Here is a 15,382-nt window from a genome sequence, read left to right as displayed (position 1 = left end):
AGGCGAAAAGGTATTTTGTTTCTTCATAGCTTCATTCTCTCAGGAAATGAAGCCTCCTCAAAACCCGGTTTGATTCAGTCCGGAAGGAAGTTGTTCTGCTGTACCGGTGCCTTCTACGCCCTTCGGGCGGACAGGTTCATGTTGCGGATGCGTATGTTCGGTGGTCATGTCGGTTTACCCTTTGGTTGTGAGGTTATATCACTTCGTAGGCACATTATTGATTTGGGCTGTGCGGTGCAGGCATACGGTCCATCATCATTTGCATCATTGACTGCATCATGTCCATACGCTTTAGCATCATCGTATGGTGTGCGGCCGATGGTGCATCCGATTGATCTTCAGTGGTTTGGGAATGCATATTGCCCATCATTCCCATACCTTGCATTCCCGCAGACGCCATTCCCATCATTTTCATGCCTTCCTGCATTAGCTCATGATGCTCGGACATCATCGCTTGCCGTTCTTCCGGACTGGCTTTCTGAAGCTTTTCGTGAAAGGCGTGCATCGTCTGCATGTGCGCATCCATTTTCTTTTCTAACGAAGCAAGATCCGCAGGTGTCTGCGCGAGCGTTGATGTTTCGCCCGTCGCGTTCATATTAGGGTGGTGGGCGTTGTGCTCATCTGCTGTTTGGGCTGCCGCGAGCGCGCTGGCCGAACTTAAAATGATAGACGAAACAACTAAACGAAATTTACTCATGGCGATGATCCTTGCCTGTAGTCAGTTAAAGGTTGGTTGCGTGGCTTCACTATAATGATTGCCGTATGTCACCAAGATGTCGCCGTCATTACATCGTTGTCATGTCGTCCAGCCGTAGCAGTTCGGCACTCTTGTCCAGACTGAAGCTCAGTTGCGGGTTCGATTTTACGAACCGGACCCGCGTTACATCTGCCTTCTGTGAGGAGCTCAAGTAGGCTGTAGTACACGACTGGTTGAACCCGCACCGTGCCTTACCGCCCGGCGCAACAGCTGCGCATTGATCGCCACTACGACGGTGCTCAGGGACATGAGCACTGCTCCAAGTGCAGGTTGCAGCAAGATCCCCCATGGGGCGAGAACGCCAGCGGCGAGAGGGATGGCGACGATGTTGTAGCCGGCGGCCCACCACAGGTTCTGGATCATCTTGCGATAGGTCGCCTTGCTCAATTCAATGATCGCCGGCACGTCGCGCGGGTCGCTTCGCACGAGCACGACGTCGCCGGCCTCGACCGCGACGTCCGTACCTGCGCCGATGGCGATGCCGACGTCGGCCGTGAGCAGCGCCGGAGCGTCATTGACGCCGTCACCCACCATCGCGACGCGCTTGCCCTGGGCTTGCAGTTCCTCAATCTTTGCCACCTTGTCTTCGGGCAATACCTCGGCGAAGACGGTGTCGATGGCGAGTTCCTTCGCGACGGCGTTTGCGACCGCCGTGGAGTCACCCGTCAGCAGGACGACCTCCAGTCCGCTGTCATGCAGACGCTTCACGGCATCGAAGGATTCGGGACGGATGGCGTCAGCAATCGCGAACACGGCGAGCACCCGGTCGCCTTCAACCAGGTAGGTCGCAGACTGACCAGCGGCTGCCGCTGATTCGGCGGCCCGGCGAAGCGTCTCTTTCGGTTCCACGGCGAGCATTCTCAAGAGCCCCGGCCCGCCAACGTGAAGCGAGCGTTCCTCCACGACTGCGCGCACGCCGCGCCCGGGCATGGACTCGAAGTCTTGTGACATCGGAACGTCGATGCCCTGTTCCTTTGCGCTGGTCATTAGAGCCTGAGCGATCGGATGTTCGGCATCGCGCTGGACGGAAGCGGCCACGCGAAGCACCTCGTCGTCGGCGAATCCGTCGGCGGCGGTGATCTTCACGACGCGATGCGAACCGAGCGTGAGCGTTCCTGTCTTGTCGAATACGATCGTGTTCAGAAGACGAGCCTCTTCGAGGCCGCGCCGATCGCGCACGAGCAGTCCGTTCCGTGCGCCAATCGTCGTCGAGATCGCTGTCACCAGCGGGATGGCCAGACCCAGCGCATGAGGGCAGGCGATCACGAGCACGGTCACCACGCGCTGCATTGTGAAGCTCCATGGCTGACCGAAGAATGGCCAGACTATGGCAGTGATGGCGGCGGAGACGATGGCGATGATCGTGAGGTAGAACGCAGCCCGGTCCGCCAGCGCTTGAGCGCGCGAGCGCGACGACTGAGCCTGTTCGACGAGCCGCATGATACCCGCGAGCGCGGTCTCGTCGCCGATTTTCGTCACCTCGACACGCAGCGAGCCTTGTCCGTTGACGGTGCCGGCGATCACCTTGGCGCCCGCAATCTTGTCCATCGGCTTGGACTCACCGGTAATCATCGCTTCGTTGACAGCGCTGGTCCCTTCCTTCACAACACCGTCGGCGGGAATGGCCGCGCCGGGCCTGATGAGCAGCAGGTCGCCGCGCTTCAGTTGCGCGACAGGGACTTCTTTCGCGGTGCCGGTCTCATCTAACCGGACCGCCATATCAGGCAATAACTTCGCGAGCTCCTTGAGAGCGCCCTGTGCCTGCGTGATCGAGCGCATCTCGATCCAGTGGCCAAGCAACATGATCGCCACCAACGTCGCGAGCTCCCACCACAGGTCCAACCCCTCGACAATACCAAGCGTGACCAACGCGCTGAAAAGGAAGGCGACGGTGATCGCAAGTGAGATCAGCGTCATCATGCCCGGCAGACGATTGCGCAGCTCGTGGTACCCGCCGATGAGGAACGGCCAGCCACCGTAGAAGTACACGATCGTGCCGAACACCGCCGGGATGTACGCCGACCCCGGAAACTGTGGCGCAATGTAGTCGAACCAATGCTGGATCATCCCACTCCAGATCACGGTGGGGATGGTCAGCAGCAGCGTGAGCCAGAACTTGTCGCGGAACATCGCCACGCTGTGGCCAGCATGCTTGTCGTGCCCGGCATGGGCGTCGTCATGAGCAGCTTTTCGGGTAGTGGGAGCGTACTCGTCATGCGATTGATGATCGTGCTGATGATGGTTGTGTTGCTTCATGGGTCCGCCTTCAAGGATGCAATGATGCAGTGATGCAGTGATGCATTAGTGGGGAGATAGATCAGAAGTTCTATAACACCCTGTTGGGAAACCGGCCATTCCGGATGTTTGTTGCTCCGGCTGGAACCGACCAGATTGGATCGAATTCAGATTGACGTGGCACCGACCCAGATGCGGGCTCAGTTGTGGCGATTCGGCGGTCGTCGACGGACCTTTCATATCAGTTCCGCCCATTATCGTGTGCACGTCCAATTGTTCGTGCCACAGCGGATACAGCACCGCTCCCTTTAGCGTGGTGGGGCCTACATTGAGGGCCAGCAGCCGCCGGGAGTTCACAGGTGCCCGGGCGATGGCCGTGACCAGCCGCAGCGAGAGCAATCCCGCAGCGGCGAAAGAGACGACCACGTCGCGACCATCATGCATGCGTGCAGAATGGATCTGGGCCACCGACCCCGCGGCCAGCGGCTTGTCATCGAAGCTGGCGAAAAATTCGTCGACCGGTGCGCCGAACGCGTGTTTGACAATGCGTTTGGCCTGATCCGCAGAAAACGCCGGCACGTCGCTGTGCAATCGCGACAGCGCCTCACGATAAGGCGCTGGCAGCAAGTCCCAGCGCAGACTCAAGCCCTGGCCCAGTTTGACGAAGGTGGTGCCCAGCCCCACCAAGGTGGTGCTGACGTATGCGGGGAGCCGGTCGGGTGCGCGCCGGCGCAGGCGCAGCACGGCGACTCCGAGCTTCAGTCCGGCCCAGGCAATCTGGCCTCCCCGCCGCACCGTGCCCGCCATCAGCGCGAGGTCCTGGCCGGCCAGCTCATGGCGCTAGCCCCGTTGCAGGACGCAGGATGGTGGCCGGATCGCCCCGACCATCCACTGCCGCCAGCTCCGCGTCGGACAATAGGCTGTCACGGGACTTGCCGAGGACGCCCGCAGCCGTGTCGACCACGTGCGCCCACGTGCTTCGGTTGGCGAACAGCAGTCCCGGCACGTCCAACGTGCCGCCGCGGTTGACGAAGCCCAGCGCCGCGGTTGTGGCCGGGCCGGTGTCGAGCCGACGCAGCGCGCCCAAGAAAGGTTCGGGCCGGGTGTGCGTGACGAATACGCGTGGCCGATCGAGCGGGAACAGCGCCTGGACCTCGCTGTCCGGGTGCACGTACCGTGCCTCCGCCGGATCGCGAGGCGTGCGGAACCGGCCGGGCTCGCCGAGATAGAGGATCGCCGCCGACACATTGCGTTCGACGAGACGCGCGCGTGCGCGGCGCACTTCCTGCAACTGGTAAGCCCCGGTGGCGACCAGCAGGATCGCCGCTGTCGCCGGATCGCCAGCCAGACACGTCGCGCCGGTCACGGCCAGTGACTGAGCCTGCTGTGGCGTCAGCTCATGAGGTACCGGCCGCTTGGGGACGACCAGGGTGGTGACGGTGCCGCGTTGGGCGTAGGCGTGGGCGAGGGCTGCCGCGGCACCGTTGGCGTCAGGCGGAAACACCACGCGCGAGATGTCGGCCATTTCGCCCAGGAGCGCCTCGGCCATGGTCGGATCCTGGTGGGACTGCTCGTTCTTTGCGTTTTCCCAGGTGTGCGAAGTAAGAACCAGCGGAACGCCGAGCCAACCGGGCGGGCGTCCAGCCTGCGCCAGATGGCGCGCGAAGATTAGTTCCTGGCGCACAGCGCCGAGCATCTTCGGTGCGAACGCCTCGTAGGTGACCACCAGATTCAGACCGCCCTTATTGCCGAGGGCGGCGCAGACCACGGCTTCCTCATTGAGCGCGGTGATGACCGCGCCAATGGCCGATTCGGCGACACCGGGCTCGGGTTCGTGCACCCGGTGTTTCATCGCGTCCAGGGTGCGGTCGAGCTTGTTGCTGCGCAGCTCGTCAGGATTGCCCACGCGCACGCGTAATCCCGGGTTCGCTTCGGCGATGGCGACGAACTGCTCGTCGAGCGCGGTCATCGGCGAGCTCTCACCGCCGGTACTGCGGTCGGCAATCGCTGGAACGCGCGGCGTGTCCACCTGGCGATCGGCCAGCGCATGGTCACGCTCGCGCACCCGCTGCTGGACATCGTGGCTGTTGAGTGCGGTAATGGCTTCTTCGAGCTCGGGGAAGGCCACGAACAGCGCTGCGGTGCCTTCATTGAAGAGCGTGCGCGCCTCAGCGTCCCTCGCGGGATTACCGGGCAGGGGAAGGTTGTGCGAGGCGTTGGTGCCGGCGCCGGGGAAACCAAAGCCCTTGATGGTTTCGGCGATGCCATAGGGCAGTCGCACGTCGGAACCGGGGACGGCGGCGCCCGCTTGCAGGCGCGACTCCATTACGTGGATGCCCCACGCGATGCTGGCCGGATCGCGACCGTCCAGGGCGATCGGATCAAAGCCGTTTAATCGCAGGTGTCGGTCCAGCCAACGCTCGCCGCCCTGCTGGGTGATCTGGCTGCGCTGTTCGATGCGCCGCCCGTTGAGGATGATGATCGGGCTGACCAGCCCGCTGTCTTCGGCACGCCACCAGCGCGGCGCCCAGTCGCTGCCACGCTGTTCCTCGAACGCACCGTCGCTGAGGAATGCGACTAGACGTTCGTCCTTGAGCGGTGCATGCACGTACTGCAGCTCGGCAAAGCCGAGATAGCCGCCTTCCATCACGCCCCCTGCGGTGTGGGCATTGACGTGAGAGCCTAGCGGCGACGCTGGCGTCCCGTCTGGATTGAGTGTGTAGGCGTAAAAGTCGCCGACGAACCGGCTCAGCCCTGCGTCGGAAAGGTCATAACGTTCGGCGTGCCGGTCGGTCATGTTGCCAACCAGCAGGTTGAGTGCATCGATGGCAGCCACGCAGTGTCCCTGGCCCATCATCCACGCGCGGGTGACGCCATCCAGGGCGTCCATCAGCAGGTAGCCGGCATAGGCAGACACCATGTTGAGGGACCCGCCGGTATGGCCTTCGGGCGTGGTCTTGAAGTCATCAAACTCGAGAGCCGCACCGTCGGTACGGACCCGCTGGCTGTAGGTCATGTGCGCCACCAGCCACATGCCGGCGCTGGTGACACGGTCGGCCGCGGCGAGGCGCTGCCAGGCGGTGCCGGCATCGGGCGTGCGGCCCAGGGCCACCAACTCTTCCACCATCTGGCGGACCCGGAGCTGGGTGAGCGGGTCATGCCGGATCACGCCGTAACCGGCCGCCCAATGGGCGAACGCGGGATCGGCCTGTCGGTGGGCGTCGGCCAGTTGAAGGATCCGCTGGCGCTCGGCGGCCGAGAGCTGGTCGGCGGTGCAGCAGTTGAGATGCAGGTTCATGGGTCCTCCGGGGAATCGGTCGAAGCGGCCATCAGGATCGATGCCGCGGCGGCGAGGTCCGCGCCTAGGGCGATCGCGTTCGACGGGTGGGGAATGGTGTCGGTGCTGACGATGCGGGCCAGGCCTGCCTCCTGCAGGCGGGTATAGGCATCGCCCGCGAACACCGGATGGATGGCGACCAGCAACGGCGGCGGCAGCGACAGTCGGCGCAAGTGCGTGTGGGTCTCCAGGATCGTGCGGCCGGACGACACGATGTCGTCGATCAGGACCGGGGTCCGGCCAGCCAAGGCCGCCGGGTCAGGCAGGCTAACGCGCACGTCGTAGTCGCCGTGGCGTTCCTTGGCGAGTACCTGGTAGGGCATGCCGGATCGGGCGGCGATGCCCGCCACCCATTGCTCGCTCTCACTGTCGGGCCCGATCAACACTGCGTCGGGGACGGTCTGCGCGATCCAGCGGGCCACGGCCGGCGTTGCCGACACGTGGGCCGCCGGGATCCGGTAAAGAGACTGCAGGCGCTCGACGCGGTGCAGATGCGGGTCCACGGTCACCAGCCAGTCGAAGGTCTCCTCAAGGAATTGCGCGAATAGCGGCGTGCTGACCGCCTCGCCAGGATGAAAGCGAGTGTCCTGGCGCATATAGCCGAGATAGGGTGCGATCAAGCCGACCGAGCGGGCGCCGAACTCGCGAGCGGTCTGGGCGGCGAAGCGCAAGGGGAGGGCCAGAGCATCGGTGTGGCGCAGGCTGGCCAAGATCGCCACATCGGCGCCGGCCAGCGCGTCGTCCAGGGTGACCAGCGACTCGCCATCGGGAAAGTGTCGCCAGGCCACGGGTGCAAGGCGGGCCTGCAGGGGCTGGTTGATGGTGCCGGCCAACACTGCATCGGCCGGGAAGGGCATCAGCACACGGGTCATAAGACCTCTCCAAGCACAAAGGGTTGCAACGCCGCAGCGTGCTCAAGGGCGTAAGCGAGCTCTCCTGGCGACTCCGCATGCAGGGTCAGCAGGGGCTGCCCGCGGTCCACCGTATCGCCAACCCGCAGCTCCGTCTCCAGGCCGGCGGCTCGCGATGTGGGTGCGCCGGCCAGCTTGGCTAGCTTGGCCAGTCTGCGGTTGTCGATCTCCGCGATGCGGCCTGATGCGGTTGCCGGGACTTCGGCAGTGAATGCCGCCCGCGGCGGTTCGCGAAAGCCTCCCTGGGCTTCGCAGATCGCCAGGAATTTAGCCAGCGCCGCCCCAGAATCCAGCACGCTGCGCGCGCGCTCCAATCCGGTGCTGGCGCTGCTGCCCGGTGCCATGTCCAGCAGCGCCGCAGACAGCGCAAGGGCGCGTTCGCGAAGATCGGCCGGTGCATCGGCGGCGTTGCGCAGCACCTTGAGCACATCGTGCGCCTCGAGCGCCGGCCCGATTCCCCGACCCACCGGCTGGGTGCCGTCGGAACGATGGATGCCCAGCTGTAATCCAAGCGCGTCCGCGGTGTGCGCAAGCCGCGTGCCGAGGCTGTGGGCCGCCGCTTCCCCACGCACCTTGGCGGTCGGACCCACCGGCATGTCGATCAGAACGTGGGTTGAGCCAGCCGCGATCTTCTTCGACAGCACGCTGGCGACAAGTTGGCCGTCGCTGTCAAAGTCCAGCGGGCGCTGGATCCGGATCAGGATGTCGTCGGCCGGGCTCAGGCGCACGTTGCCGCCCCAGACGATGCAACCACCCTCGCGCTCCACCACCCGCCGCATCGCCGCCAGGTCGAGCGCAACCGGCGCCATCACTTCCATGGTGTCGGCGGTGCCAGCTGGCGACGTGATGGCGCGCGACGAGGTCTTCGGTATACGGTAGCCTAGCGCAGCGACGATGGCCACCACGATCGGGGTGGTGCGATTGCCGGGCAGGCCGCCCACGCAGTGTTTGTCCAGCACCGGCCCATCGCCCCAGTCCAGGCGCTGACCAACGGTGATCATTGCCCGCGTCAAGGCGGTCGTCTCCGCGTTGTCCAGACGGTCGCCGGCGCTGGCGGTGACGAAAGCGGCGAGCTCCAGATCCGACAACCTGCTTTCCATCACGTCCTGCACCAAGGCGAGGTACTGCGCGTCGTCCAGCCGCGCCCCGAACACCTTGGCACGAAGCGCGCCTGCCGACGCTGCGGGTTCCGCGTGCCGGACGCAGGCCAGGGCATCGGGCATGGGATCAAGGAGCGTCCACGCGGCTTCTGATAGCGCCACTTCGTCAAGGCCCAGCCGATCGTCGACGACCACGTTCAGGGTCGCCACCAGGGTGCGCGTGCCTACGTCCAGTCTCACGCGTGTCATCGCAGCAAAGCCTTCCGAGCGACAGACTTCACAGTCACGGTGCATGTAGACCACCGGCTGCTGGTAGGTGTCGATGCCAGCACGGGTGACGCGCAACTGGTTGTGGCCTGGGGTCCGCGTGTTCATTGCGCATCCTCCAGTCCAACGCGTTCCAAGTGCTCCGGCACGCGCGCGCGCCAGCCCAGCTCACGCTGCACGCGCCCGCGCAGCGTGTCAGCTGCGTCGGGCTCGCCGTGGGTGAGGTAGACGATGCGCGGCGCGGACGGCGCGGTACGCATCCAGTCCAGCAGCTCCCCGGCGTCGGCGTGGCCGGAAAAGCCTTCCAGCTGCACCACCTCGGCGCGGATGGGCACCTCACGGCCGAACATGCGCAAGGTGCGCTTTCCCGCCGCCAGCGCGGCACCGCGTGTTCCGCCGGCCTGATAGCCCGCCAGCAGGATCGCGTTGCGGTAATCTGTGCCGAACGCCTCGATGTGGTGCAGCACCCGCCCGCCGGTGATCATGCCGCTGGCCGAGATGATGATCATCGGCCAGCGCTGGCGGTTGAGCGCCTTCGACTCCTCCGCCGTGTTGACAAAGGTCGCCACGTCGAACATACGCTTGCAGTCCTCGTCGGATATGTGGTGTTCGGAATGGTGGGCGTGGTAGTGCCGGGTGGCGTTGATTGCCATTGGACTGTTGAGATAGACCGGCATGCGAGGGATCTCCTCGCGCTCACGCAGCCGGGCGATATGAAGCATGAGCGCCTGGGCGCGGCCGATGGCAAAAGCGGGGATGACGATCACGCCCCCGCGGGCGGCGACGCGGCGGATGATTGGGGCCAACTCCGCTTCCTGGTCGATTGGTACGTGTTCGCGATTGCCATATGTGGATTCGCAGACCAGCACGTCACAGGCGGGCAGGGGCGTCGGGGGGTTCATCAGCGACTCCTGCTGCCGTCCAAGGTCGCCACTGAAGTGCACGCGCTGGCCCTGGACGTCCAGGCTCACGTGGGCGGCGCCCAGGATGTGGCCGGCGGGATGGAAGCGGACGGTGACCCCTGATGCGACCTCGATCTCGCGCTCGTAGTCATGCCCTTTGAGCTGCTTCAGGCTGCGGCGTGCGTCATCCTCCGTATAGAGCGGTCGCGGATCCTTGTGCTTCGAGTAGCCCTTGCGCGCGGCGTACTTCGCATCTTCTTCCTGCAGATGTCCGCTGTCGGGAAGCAGCAGGCCGCACAGGGCGACGCTGCCGTGGGTGCAGTGGATCCGACCGCGGAACCCCTGCTTGACCAGCGCCGGCAGGTAGCCCGAATGGTCCAGGTGAGCGTGGGTCAGGACCACCGCGTCGATCGACGCCGGGTCGACGGGAAACGGCGCCCAATTGCGCTCGCGCAGCTGCTTGTAGCCCTGGAACAGGCCGCAGTCGACGAGCACGCGCTGCCCGTTGGCCTCGACAAGGTAGCGCGAGCCGGTGACGGTGCCCGCGGCGCCGAGGAACTGGAGAGTGGGACTGGTTTCGTTCTTCATGGTTGCTCCTGGAGCCTGCGGCAGTGCCGCGACACCAAAAAAGGGAAAAAAGACATGGGTCGCACGGCGCGCCCGCAGTGCTCACCTAATCGAGCCGCTCGAGAGCCAGGGCTACGCCTTGACCACCCCCGATGCAGAGCGTCACCACCGCGCGCCTGAGTCGCTCCCGTTGCATGGCGTGGAGCAGGCGGACCGTAAGCACCGCGCCAGTTGCGCCGATGGGATGGCCATGGGCAATGGCACCGCCTTCGACGTTAACAATGTCCTCGGGCAGGTCCAATTCGCGAATAAGCGCGAGGGCAACCGCGGCGAACGCTTCATTGATCTCGAATCGCTCCACATCCCCCGTCTTCCAGCCAGCGCGCGCCAGGGCCTGCTGGACAGCCGGCATGGGTCCCAGACCGAAGTAGCCGGGCTCGACCGCGCCCACGCCGTAGCTCACCAGCCGGGCGCTGGGAGTGAGTCCCTCGCGTTCCGCCCACGCCTCGTCGGCAAGCACCAGCGCGGCAGCACCCGTGTTGAGCCCTGGCGCGTTGCCGGCGGTGATACTGCCGTCCTTGCGAAAAGCAGGCCTGAGCTTGGTCAGACTCTCCAGCGTGACGTCGGGGCGGTTGTGCTCGTCGCGGGCGAACACCGTCGCGCCCTTCCTGCCGGGAACTTCCACCGACACGATCTCCTCATCGAAACTGCCGGCGGCCTGGGCGGCGGCGAAGCGGTGTTGGGTACGAAGTGCCCAGCGATCCTGCGCCTCGCGGGAGATGCCGAATTTGGCGACCAGATCCTCGGTATGCCAACCCGAATGCTCGCCGGAGAAGGCGTCGTTTAGGCCGTCGTAGAGCATGGCATCTTGCAAGGTGGCCGGGCCCATGCGATGGCCCCAGCGGCCGTCCAGTTCGAGATAGGGCGCCTGATCCATGTTCTCCATGCCGCCCGCTACGGCGCAGTCGATCAGCCCCAACCAGATCTCCTGCGCAGCTGTGGCGATGGCCTGGGCGCCGGAGCCGCAGACACGGTTCACGGTCATGGCCGGCACCCCGGTGGCAGGCCGGCATGGATAGTGGCTTGACGCGCGGGATTCATTCGAGCCCCCGCTTGCAGCACCTGTCCCATGACCACCGTTTGCACCTTATCGGGGGGAAGGCCGGCGCGGGCAAGGCTCTCGCGGATGGCTAGGGCCCCCAACTCGGTGGCTGGCACCGACTTGAGGCTGCCGCCGTAGGTGCCAATGGGGGTGCGTACCGGGGCGCAAAGAACGACATTGGACTTTTTCATCGCGTTTCTCCTTGGGATGGGGCGGGGCCGCGCCGGCGTCGCGGTATGAAGGCCGACACCTCCTGCATGTAACGGGCGTACTCGTCGCCGAAGCGGCTCAAGGAATCTTTTTCCTCACGGCGCGCTAAGCGGGCATAGGCCCACACAAGCACCGGATAGCTGGCGAGCGTGAGCAGCGTGGGCCACTGCAGCAAGAAACCGGTCAGCACGAGCACGAAGGCGACGTACTGCGGGTGGCGCATGCGCGCATACACACCCTCCCGAGCCATTCTTCCCTCACGCTGTGCCCGATACAGCACGGGCCAAGCAGCTGACAACAGCCAGAAACCGCCGCCGATCAGCACGAAACTCGCCAAGTGGAATGGACCGAAATGCGGGTTGGCACGCCAGCCGAACCACATCTCCAGCAGGTGACCTGCATCATGGCTGAGCCAGTTGACCTGTGGGTAGTTGGCGCTGAGCCAACCGCCCAGCACGTACAGCGTAAGGGGAAAGCCATACATTTCCGCGAACAGGGCCACGACGAATGCGGAGAACATCCCGAACCCGCGCCAGTCCCAGCGGGTCAACGGCTTGTAGAAGCTCCACGCAAAGAAGATGAAAAATGCCGCGTTGATGGCGGCAAGGAGCCACAGGCCATATTCACTTTGAGCTCCATGCATGTCAGAGTCCTCCTGAAGATGTATCGGAGCTTCCCTTCGACGAAGCGCCATCGCGCATGCGGGTATGCCCGGGATCGGATGGGCGGTGGGTTTTGCCGTCACCATCATGTCCACCGTGCCCGCCATGGTTACCGTGCATGAACCTGTGCATTAAAGGACACAGCAGTAGCAAACCCAGCGGCAACCAGCGCAGCGATCCAGCGAGATGGACACGGTGCTCCGCGATCAGATAAAACGCGCCTAGCGCTAGGAAGACCCAGAGAACCCAGCGTCGGGGCTTAGGCGAGTTGTGGTTGTTAGACATGAGACTGCCCTGTGCGAATGCCGCCGGGATGGCAAGAGGCTTTTGAAAGAGTCGATCCCGAGGTGGGGCTCACATTTGTAGCTACTGCATTGCGTCTGGCCCGGGTGCGCCGCGGGTCTTCATCGTTCACCCTGACGGTTCGTGCGCGCAGGCTTAATTCGCATGGTTGGAACCGCTTTGAGCCATGTGGGTCATACTTCCTCGCTCCCTCGTACGATCCGAAGTAACCGTGGCTCAAGTACACATCGTCTTTCTTTTCTCGAAATGCTGGCGTCGAAACGGTCCGCTTGGTTAGTCGCATCATGTGCAACGCTCCTTATAGTGGGTCACTGAATCCGGCAAGCCCGGCGCGATATGGACTGAATTGCACTGAACACACGATTTCAATATATCGAAGCAATCCTTACAAACCGATGACTTCCTAATTACATTTTTGTAATCTAAATAAACAAAAAATCACCGGTTTTGGGGCGGACTCTCATGAACCGCTCAGGCAGGAAAGGTTTTTGCACGGCTCGGTGAAGGCCGTTTGTCTTCGTTTTAACCGTCCTGAATCGGTTTGCGGACTATGGTCACGGAGGTGATTCTCTACTTTGCGACCTTTTGATCGCTATCCGGAACCGAGATGGAATCGGTAGTGATATTGCTTGACCTTACCACCATGGGAAGGTTTACCTTATTATTGACAGAGCGCGAGCGGCGACTGTCGGATAGAGGACGCCAAAGCGTCGCACCGGCTCAAACGGCCCTTTGGAATTAAATATTACGTAAGGAGTGACGCATGAAACAAATCGAACTTAAGGTAGTGGGAATGACTTGCGGCGCCTGTGTCGCCCGGGTGACTCGGACACTTCTCGGCATACCAGGGGTACATGACGCAGAGGTGGATCTTGATCGCGGCGTGGCGCGCGCCAATGTGGACGACATCGCTGCGAGTCAACCCGCTCTGCTGCAGGCTCTCGCAGCCGCAGGCTATCCCTCACAGCCGATGAGCGGCAGCACAGCCAGTACGGTAGGCGGCCAAGAACCCGCTGAGGCGGGAACTAAAAGCGACCCTCGAGTAAGCCGCGGCTGCTGCTGCGGGCATTGATCGCCAGACAAAGTAGCTGGTCGATATTTCCGAGGAGCGCAGGTCCAACGCGCTCAGCGCCTCGCGCGTCCTAGAAAGTATCAGCTAACGCAATTCGAGATCCTGCACATGAACACCGCCTGGCGCAAGGCATCAAGCTCTTCGGCCAGCGTATCGGCGGCGGTCAGCCGTCGGCGTACGTAATCCGACAGGTTCAGGCCAGAGAGCGCGGCGGCTTCGGAAAGACGCCGGTGCTGGCCTGAGGTCAGGCGAATGCGCATGACCTCTGATAGGGGTTCGTTGGACATAGGTGCTCCGGGACGCGCCCGTAGCACAGGCACCAGTTATGTCGGGAGCGCCTTGGTGGGTGGTGATGGAGGTGGTGGAATAAATGTGAAGTTAGCCTGAGTGTGCCAAATCAGCACTTCAGGCTTACTTGGAGATCGGGCGAAAATAGCCCTTGATGCAATCCACGTTGCGGATGGCAATCTGGGTGTGTGACCTTCGATGGAAACCGGCACCAGGGTACAGTTCTACATCTTCTCTAAACGGTGCTCGAATAGAATCGTAAGGCGGCAGGCCCATGTCTTCGCGATACTTGTGCAAGGCCAGGATAACCTGGCAGTCGAGTTCTCGTTTGAGTTTGTCAGGGCCGCCAACATTCACGGGCAGTTCCGAGCCCGCTTCCTTGTAAAGCTCTGCAACGAACTCGTACGCCTCAGCTACTTCCTCCAATCCAGACCGAGTGGTGAGATCAAGGCAAAGCTTCAGGTCAACGATGGCTCCGACGGCATCAGGTTCCTTGATTTTGGATTTGGCGTTGCCTGTGGTGGCCCACTCGTAGGCACGTAGTGGGTCGTTTTCCCAAAAATAGATCCCGTGGCCGAGCCATTCGTAGCGTCCGGCACTGTGTTTCAGGTGTTTGGTTGGTTCCGCTATGAGTGCTTCGACCGTCTTGCGTTCTGTACCGTGGAAACCGAGGACGAAAGTGGGCTGGGACTGATATAAGATCCAGGAATTACCCACGAATCAGGCTCTTTTTCTTGCCTTCCGGAGTAAGCACCCCTAGTTCAATGAGGAATTTGCGTGCACTAGCGGGGGTGGCCGTTACTTCTTTACGGAAGCGGCGCATATCGCGAATCAGCTCTTTACCTTCCAATGCTTTCGTCGAACCTGCTGCTGGCTCAGAAGAACGGCGTATACGATGGATGGTGCTTGTTGTCGTCTGTTTTGTAGCCATATCTCAGTCACCTTTGATGAGTTCAGTCAAGGGTTTTCATCATCTTAACATCTCGCCTAGCGCCATTCCAGTATCTTTGGTATGTGGGCGAGGGAAGGTAATTCTCTGGTTGGGGAGCTGCCGCACATAGGCTGAAAAGCTCTGTCCACCAAGAGGTTGAGTTATGCAGTTGCTAATGTGCTTGGCCTGTAAAGCAGCAGATTACAATACCACGATCCGGTGATTTGTCCCAAAAACCTCCGCTTATGGGCGAAAATGAGCAATTCGCTCAAAATCCCGGCAGCATCAAGCAATCTCAAGCAAGGTCAAGCGAACTTTTGGGGATGGTATTTTGGATGGTATTGGCAGGATGTGTTGGTAATAAATCCATTTAAATCAATGGTGTATTTGAGCTATTAACCATTGAGTGGGAGTAGTTTAGCGCCTGATATTATTAGGCATAGAACGTCTTAAGCCCGCACAACTGCGGGCTTTTTTGTTTCTTTTTATGGAGGCGGAACGCATTGTGTTGCTCCTGTAAGAAACTTCTTTTATGGTTTAAATACTCTTGTTGCTACGATATGATGCCATTCATAATGCGATGTAATGTCACGCGCTTTCCTATTACTTACGTGCATGGCATGAGGATGGGAAATGTCATAAATTTTTGGTCAGTCCACGTTGTCATTGATCGAAATATTGGAGCCACCGGTTGTCGAAATTATGGAGCCACTTTTTGATCGTTTTTTACTCCCTCCG

The 15,382-nt window shown here is 62.1% G+C and carries 13 protein-coding genes and 2 pseudogenes; 1 reads left to right on the top strand and 14 read right to left on the bottom strand.

From position 1 onward, the window contains the following. Nucleotides 1-214 precede the first annotated feature (214 nt). The 11 genes and pseudogenes from CJO09_RS15290 to CJO09_RS15240 all read right to left on the bottom strand — a co-directional run bounded on the left by CJO09_RS15290 (nt 215) and on the right by CJO09_RS15240 (nt 12,335). Complete coding sequence (locus CJO09_RS15290) at nt 215-697, bottom strand: hypothetical protein (RefSeq protein ID WP_119443133.1); 483 nt, start codon at nt 695-697, stop codon at nt 215-217. 97 nt (nt 698-794) lie between these two features. Further along, a pseudogene (locus CJO09_RS15285) lies at nt 795-893 on the bottom strand (MerR family transcriptional regulator); the annotation flags it as partial. 11 nt (nt 894-904) lie between these two features. Beyond that, complete coding sequence (locus CJO09_RS15280; RefSeq protein ID WP_218961076.1) at nt 905-3,013, bottom strand: heavy metal translocating P-type ATPase; 2,109 nt, start codon at nt 3,011-3,013, stop codon at nt 905-907. A 45-nt stretch (nt 3,014-3,058) separates the two neighbouring features. Beyond that, nucleotides 3,059-3,799: an AarF/UbiB family protein gene (locus tag CJO09_RS15710; protein ID WP_218961075.1), complete on the bottom strand. Its 741-nt coding sequence runs from the start codon at nt 3,797-3,799 to the stop codon at nt 3,059-3,061. Nucleotides 3,800-3,824: 25 nt separating this feature from the next. After that, nucleotides 3,825-6,290 carry a phosphoketolase family protein gene (locus tag CJO09_RS15270; RefSeq protein ID WP_218961074.1) on the bottom strand — a complete coding sequence of 822 codons (2,466 nt, stop codon included), beginning with the start codon at nt 6,288-6,290 and terminating at the stop codon, nt 3,825-3,827. Next, nucleotides 6,287-7,201, bottom strand: a complete 915-nt coding sequence (locus CJO09_RS15265) for a ribose-phosphate diphosphokinase (RefSeq protein WP_119443132.1) — start codon at nt 7,199-7,201, stop codon at nt 6,287-6,289. The genes CJO09_RS15270 and CJO09_RS15265 overlap by 4 nt, the downstream gene beginning before the upstream one ends. Further along, nucleotides 7,198-8,715, bottom strand: coding sequence for a thymidine phosphorylase family protein (locus tag CJO09_RS15260; protein WP_119443131.1), 1,518 nt, complete (start codon nt 8,713-8,715; stop codon nt 7,198-7,200). The genes CJO09_RS15265 and CJO09_RS15260 overlap by 4 nt, the downstream gene beginning before the upstream one ends. Then, nucleotides 8,712-10,097: an MBL fold metallo-hydrolase RNA specificity domain-containing protein gene (locus CJO09_RS15255; protein ID WP_119443130.1), complete on the bottom strand. Its 1,386-nt coding sequence runs from the start codon at nt 10,095-10,097 to the stop codon at nt 8,712-8,714. Before CJO09_RS15255 ends, CJO09_RS15260 begins: the two co-directional genes overlap by 4 nt. 85 nt (nt 10,098-10,182) lie before the next feature. Continuing rightward, a pseudogene (locus CJO09_RS15250) lies at nt 10,183-11,369 on the bottom strand (thiolase family protein). Beyond that, nucleotides 11,366-12,031: a methyltransferase family protein gene (locus CJO09_RS15245; protein WP_119443129.1), complete on the bottom strand. Its 666-nt coding sequence runs from the start codon at nt 12,029-12,031 to the stop codon at nt 11,366-11,368. The pseudogene CJO09_RS15250 and the gene CJO09_RS15245 overlap by 4 nt, the downstream one beginning before the upstream one ends. A gap of 1 nt (nt 12,032) precedes the next feature. Beyond that, on the bottom strand, nt 12,033-12,335 hold the full coding sequence (locus CJO09_RS15240) for a DUF2933 domain-containing protein (protein ID WP_119443128.1): 303 nt from the start codon (nt 12,333-12,335) through the stop codon (nt 12,033-12,035). Nucleotides 12,336-13,116: 781 nt separating this feature from the next. Between CJO09_RS15240 and CJO09_RS15235 the strand changes: the two genes are divergently transcribed. After that, nucleotides 13,117-13,425, top strand: a complete 309-nt coding sequence (locus CJO09_RS15235) for a heavy-metal-associated domain-containing protein (protein ID WP_119443127.1) — start codon at nt 13,117-13,119, stop codon at nt 13,423-13,425. Between the two features lie 80 nt (nt 13,426-13,505). Here CJO09_RS15235 and CJO09_RS15230 read toward each other — a convergent pair whose 3' ends face one another. The 3 genes from CJO09_RS15230 to CJO09_RS15220 form a co-directional block, all read right to left on the bottom strand. Then, complete coding sequence (locus CJO09_RS15230) at nt 13,506-13,712, bottom strand: plasmid mobilization protein (RefSeq protein ID WP_119443126.1); 207 nt, start codon at nt 13,710-13,712, stop codon at nt 13,506-13,508. A 124-nt stretch (nt 13,713-13,836) separates the two neighbouring features. After that, nucleotides 13,837-14,430, bottom strand: coding sequence for a hypothetical protein (locus tag CJO09_RS15225; protein ID WP_119443125.1), 594 nt, complete (start codon nt 14,428-14,430; stop codon nt 13,837-13,839). Continuing rightward, complete coding sequence (locus CJO09_RS15220) at nt 14,423-14,644, bottom strand: hypothetical protein (RefSeq protein ID WP_119443124.1); 222 nt, start codon at nt 14,642-14,644, stop codon at nt 14,423-14,425. Before CJO09_RS15220 ends, CJO09_RS15225 begins: the two co-directional genes overlap by 8 nt. Nucleotides 14,645-15,382: the final 738 nt, after the last annotated feature.

The sequence above is a fragment of the Neopusillimonas maritima genome (genome assembly GCF_003576595.1).
Lineage (GTDB): Bacteria > Pseudomonadota > Gammaproteobacteria > Burkholderiales > Burkholderiaceae_B > Neopusillimonas > Neopusillimonas maritima.
This window is presented reverse-complemented; position numbering and strand designations above follow the sequence as displayed.

Coding starts and splice junctions, on each gene's coding strand:
- CJO09_RS15290 (WP_119443133.1), bottom strand. CDS start 697: ATGAGTAAATTTCGTTTAGTTGTTTCGTCTATCATTTTAAGTTCGGCC.
- CJO09_RS15280 (WP_218961076.1), bottom strand. CDS start 3,013: ATGAAGCAACACAACCATCATCAGCACGATCATCAATCGCATGACGAG.
- CJO09_RS15710 (WP_218961075.1), bottom strand. CDS start 3,799: ATGGCGGGCACGGTGCGGCGGGGAGGCCAGATTGCCTGGGCCGGACTG.
- CJO09_RS15270 (WP_218961074.1), bottom strand. CDS start 6,290: ATGAACCTGCATCTCAACTGCTGCACCGCCGACCAGCTCTCGGCCGCC.
- CJO09_RS15265 (WP_119443132.1), bottom strand. CDS start 7,201: ATGACCCGTGTGCTGATGCCCTTCCCGGCCGATGCAGTGTTGGCCGGC.
- CJO09_RS15260 (WP_119443131.1), bottom strand. CDS start 8,715: ATGAACACGCGGACCCCAGGCCACAACCAGTTGCGCGTCACCCGTGCT.
- CJO09_RS15255 (WP_119443130.1), bottom strand. CDS start 10,097: ATGAAGAACGAAACCAGTCCCACTCTCCAGTTCCTCGGCGCCGCGGGC.
- CJO09_RS15245 (WP_119443129.1), bottom strand. CDS start 12,031: ATGCATGGAGCTCAAAGTGAATATGGCCTGTGGCTCCTTGCCGCCATC.
- CJO09_RS15240 (WP_119443128.1), bottom strand. CDS start 12,335: ATGTCTAACAACCACAACTCGCCTAAGCCCCGACGCTGGGTTCTCTGG.
- CJO09_RS15235 (WP_119443127.1), top strand. CDS start 13,117: ATGAAACAAATCGAACTTAAGGTAGTGGGAATGACTTGCGGCGCCTGT.
- CJO09_RS15230 (WP_119443126.1), bottom strand. CDS start 13,712: ATGTCCAACGAACCCCTATCAGAGGTCATGCGCATTCGCCTGACCTCA.
- CJO09_RS15220 (WP_119443124.1), bottom strand. CDS start 14,644: ATGGCTACAAAACAGACGACAACAAGCACCATCCATCGTATACGCCGT.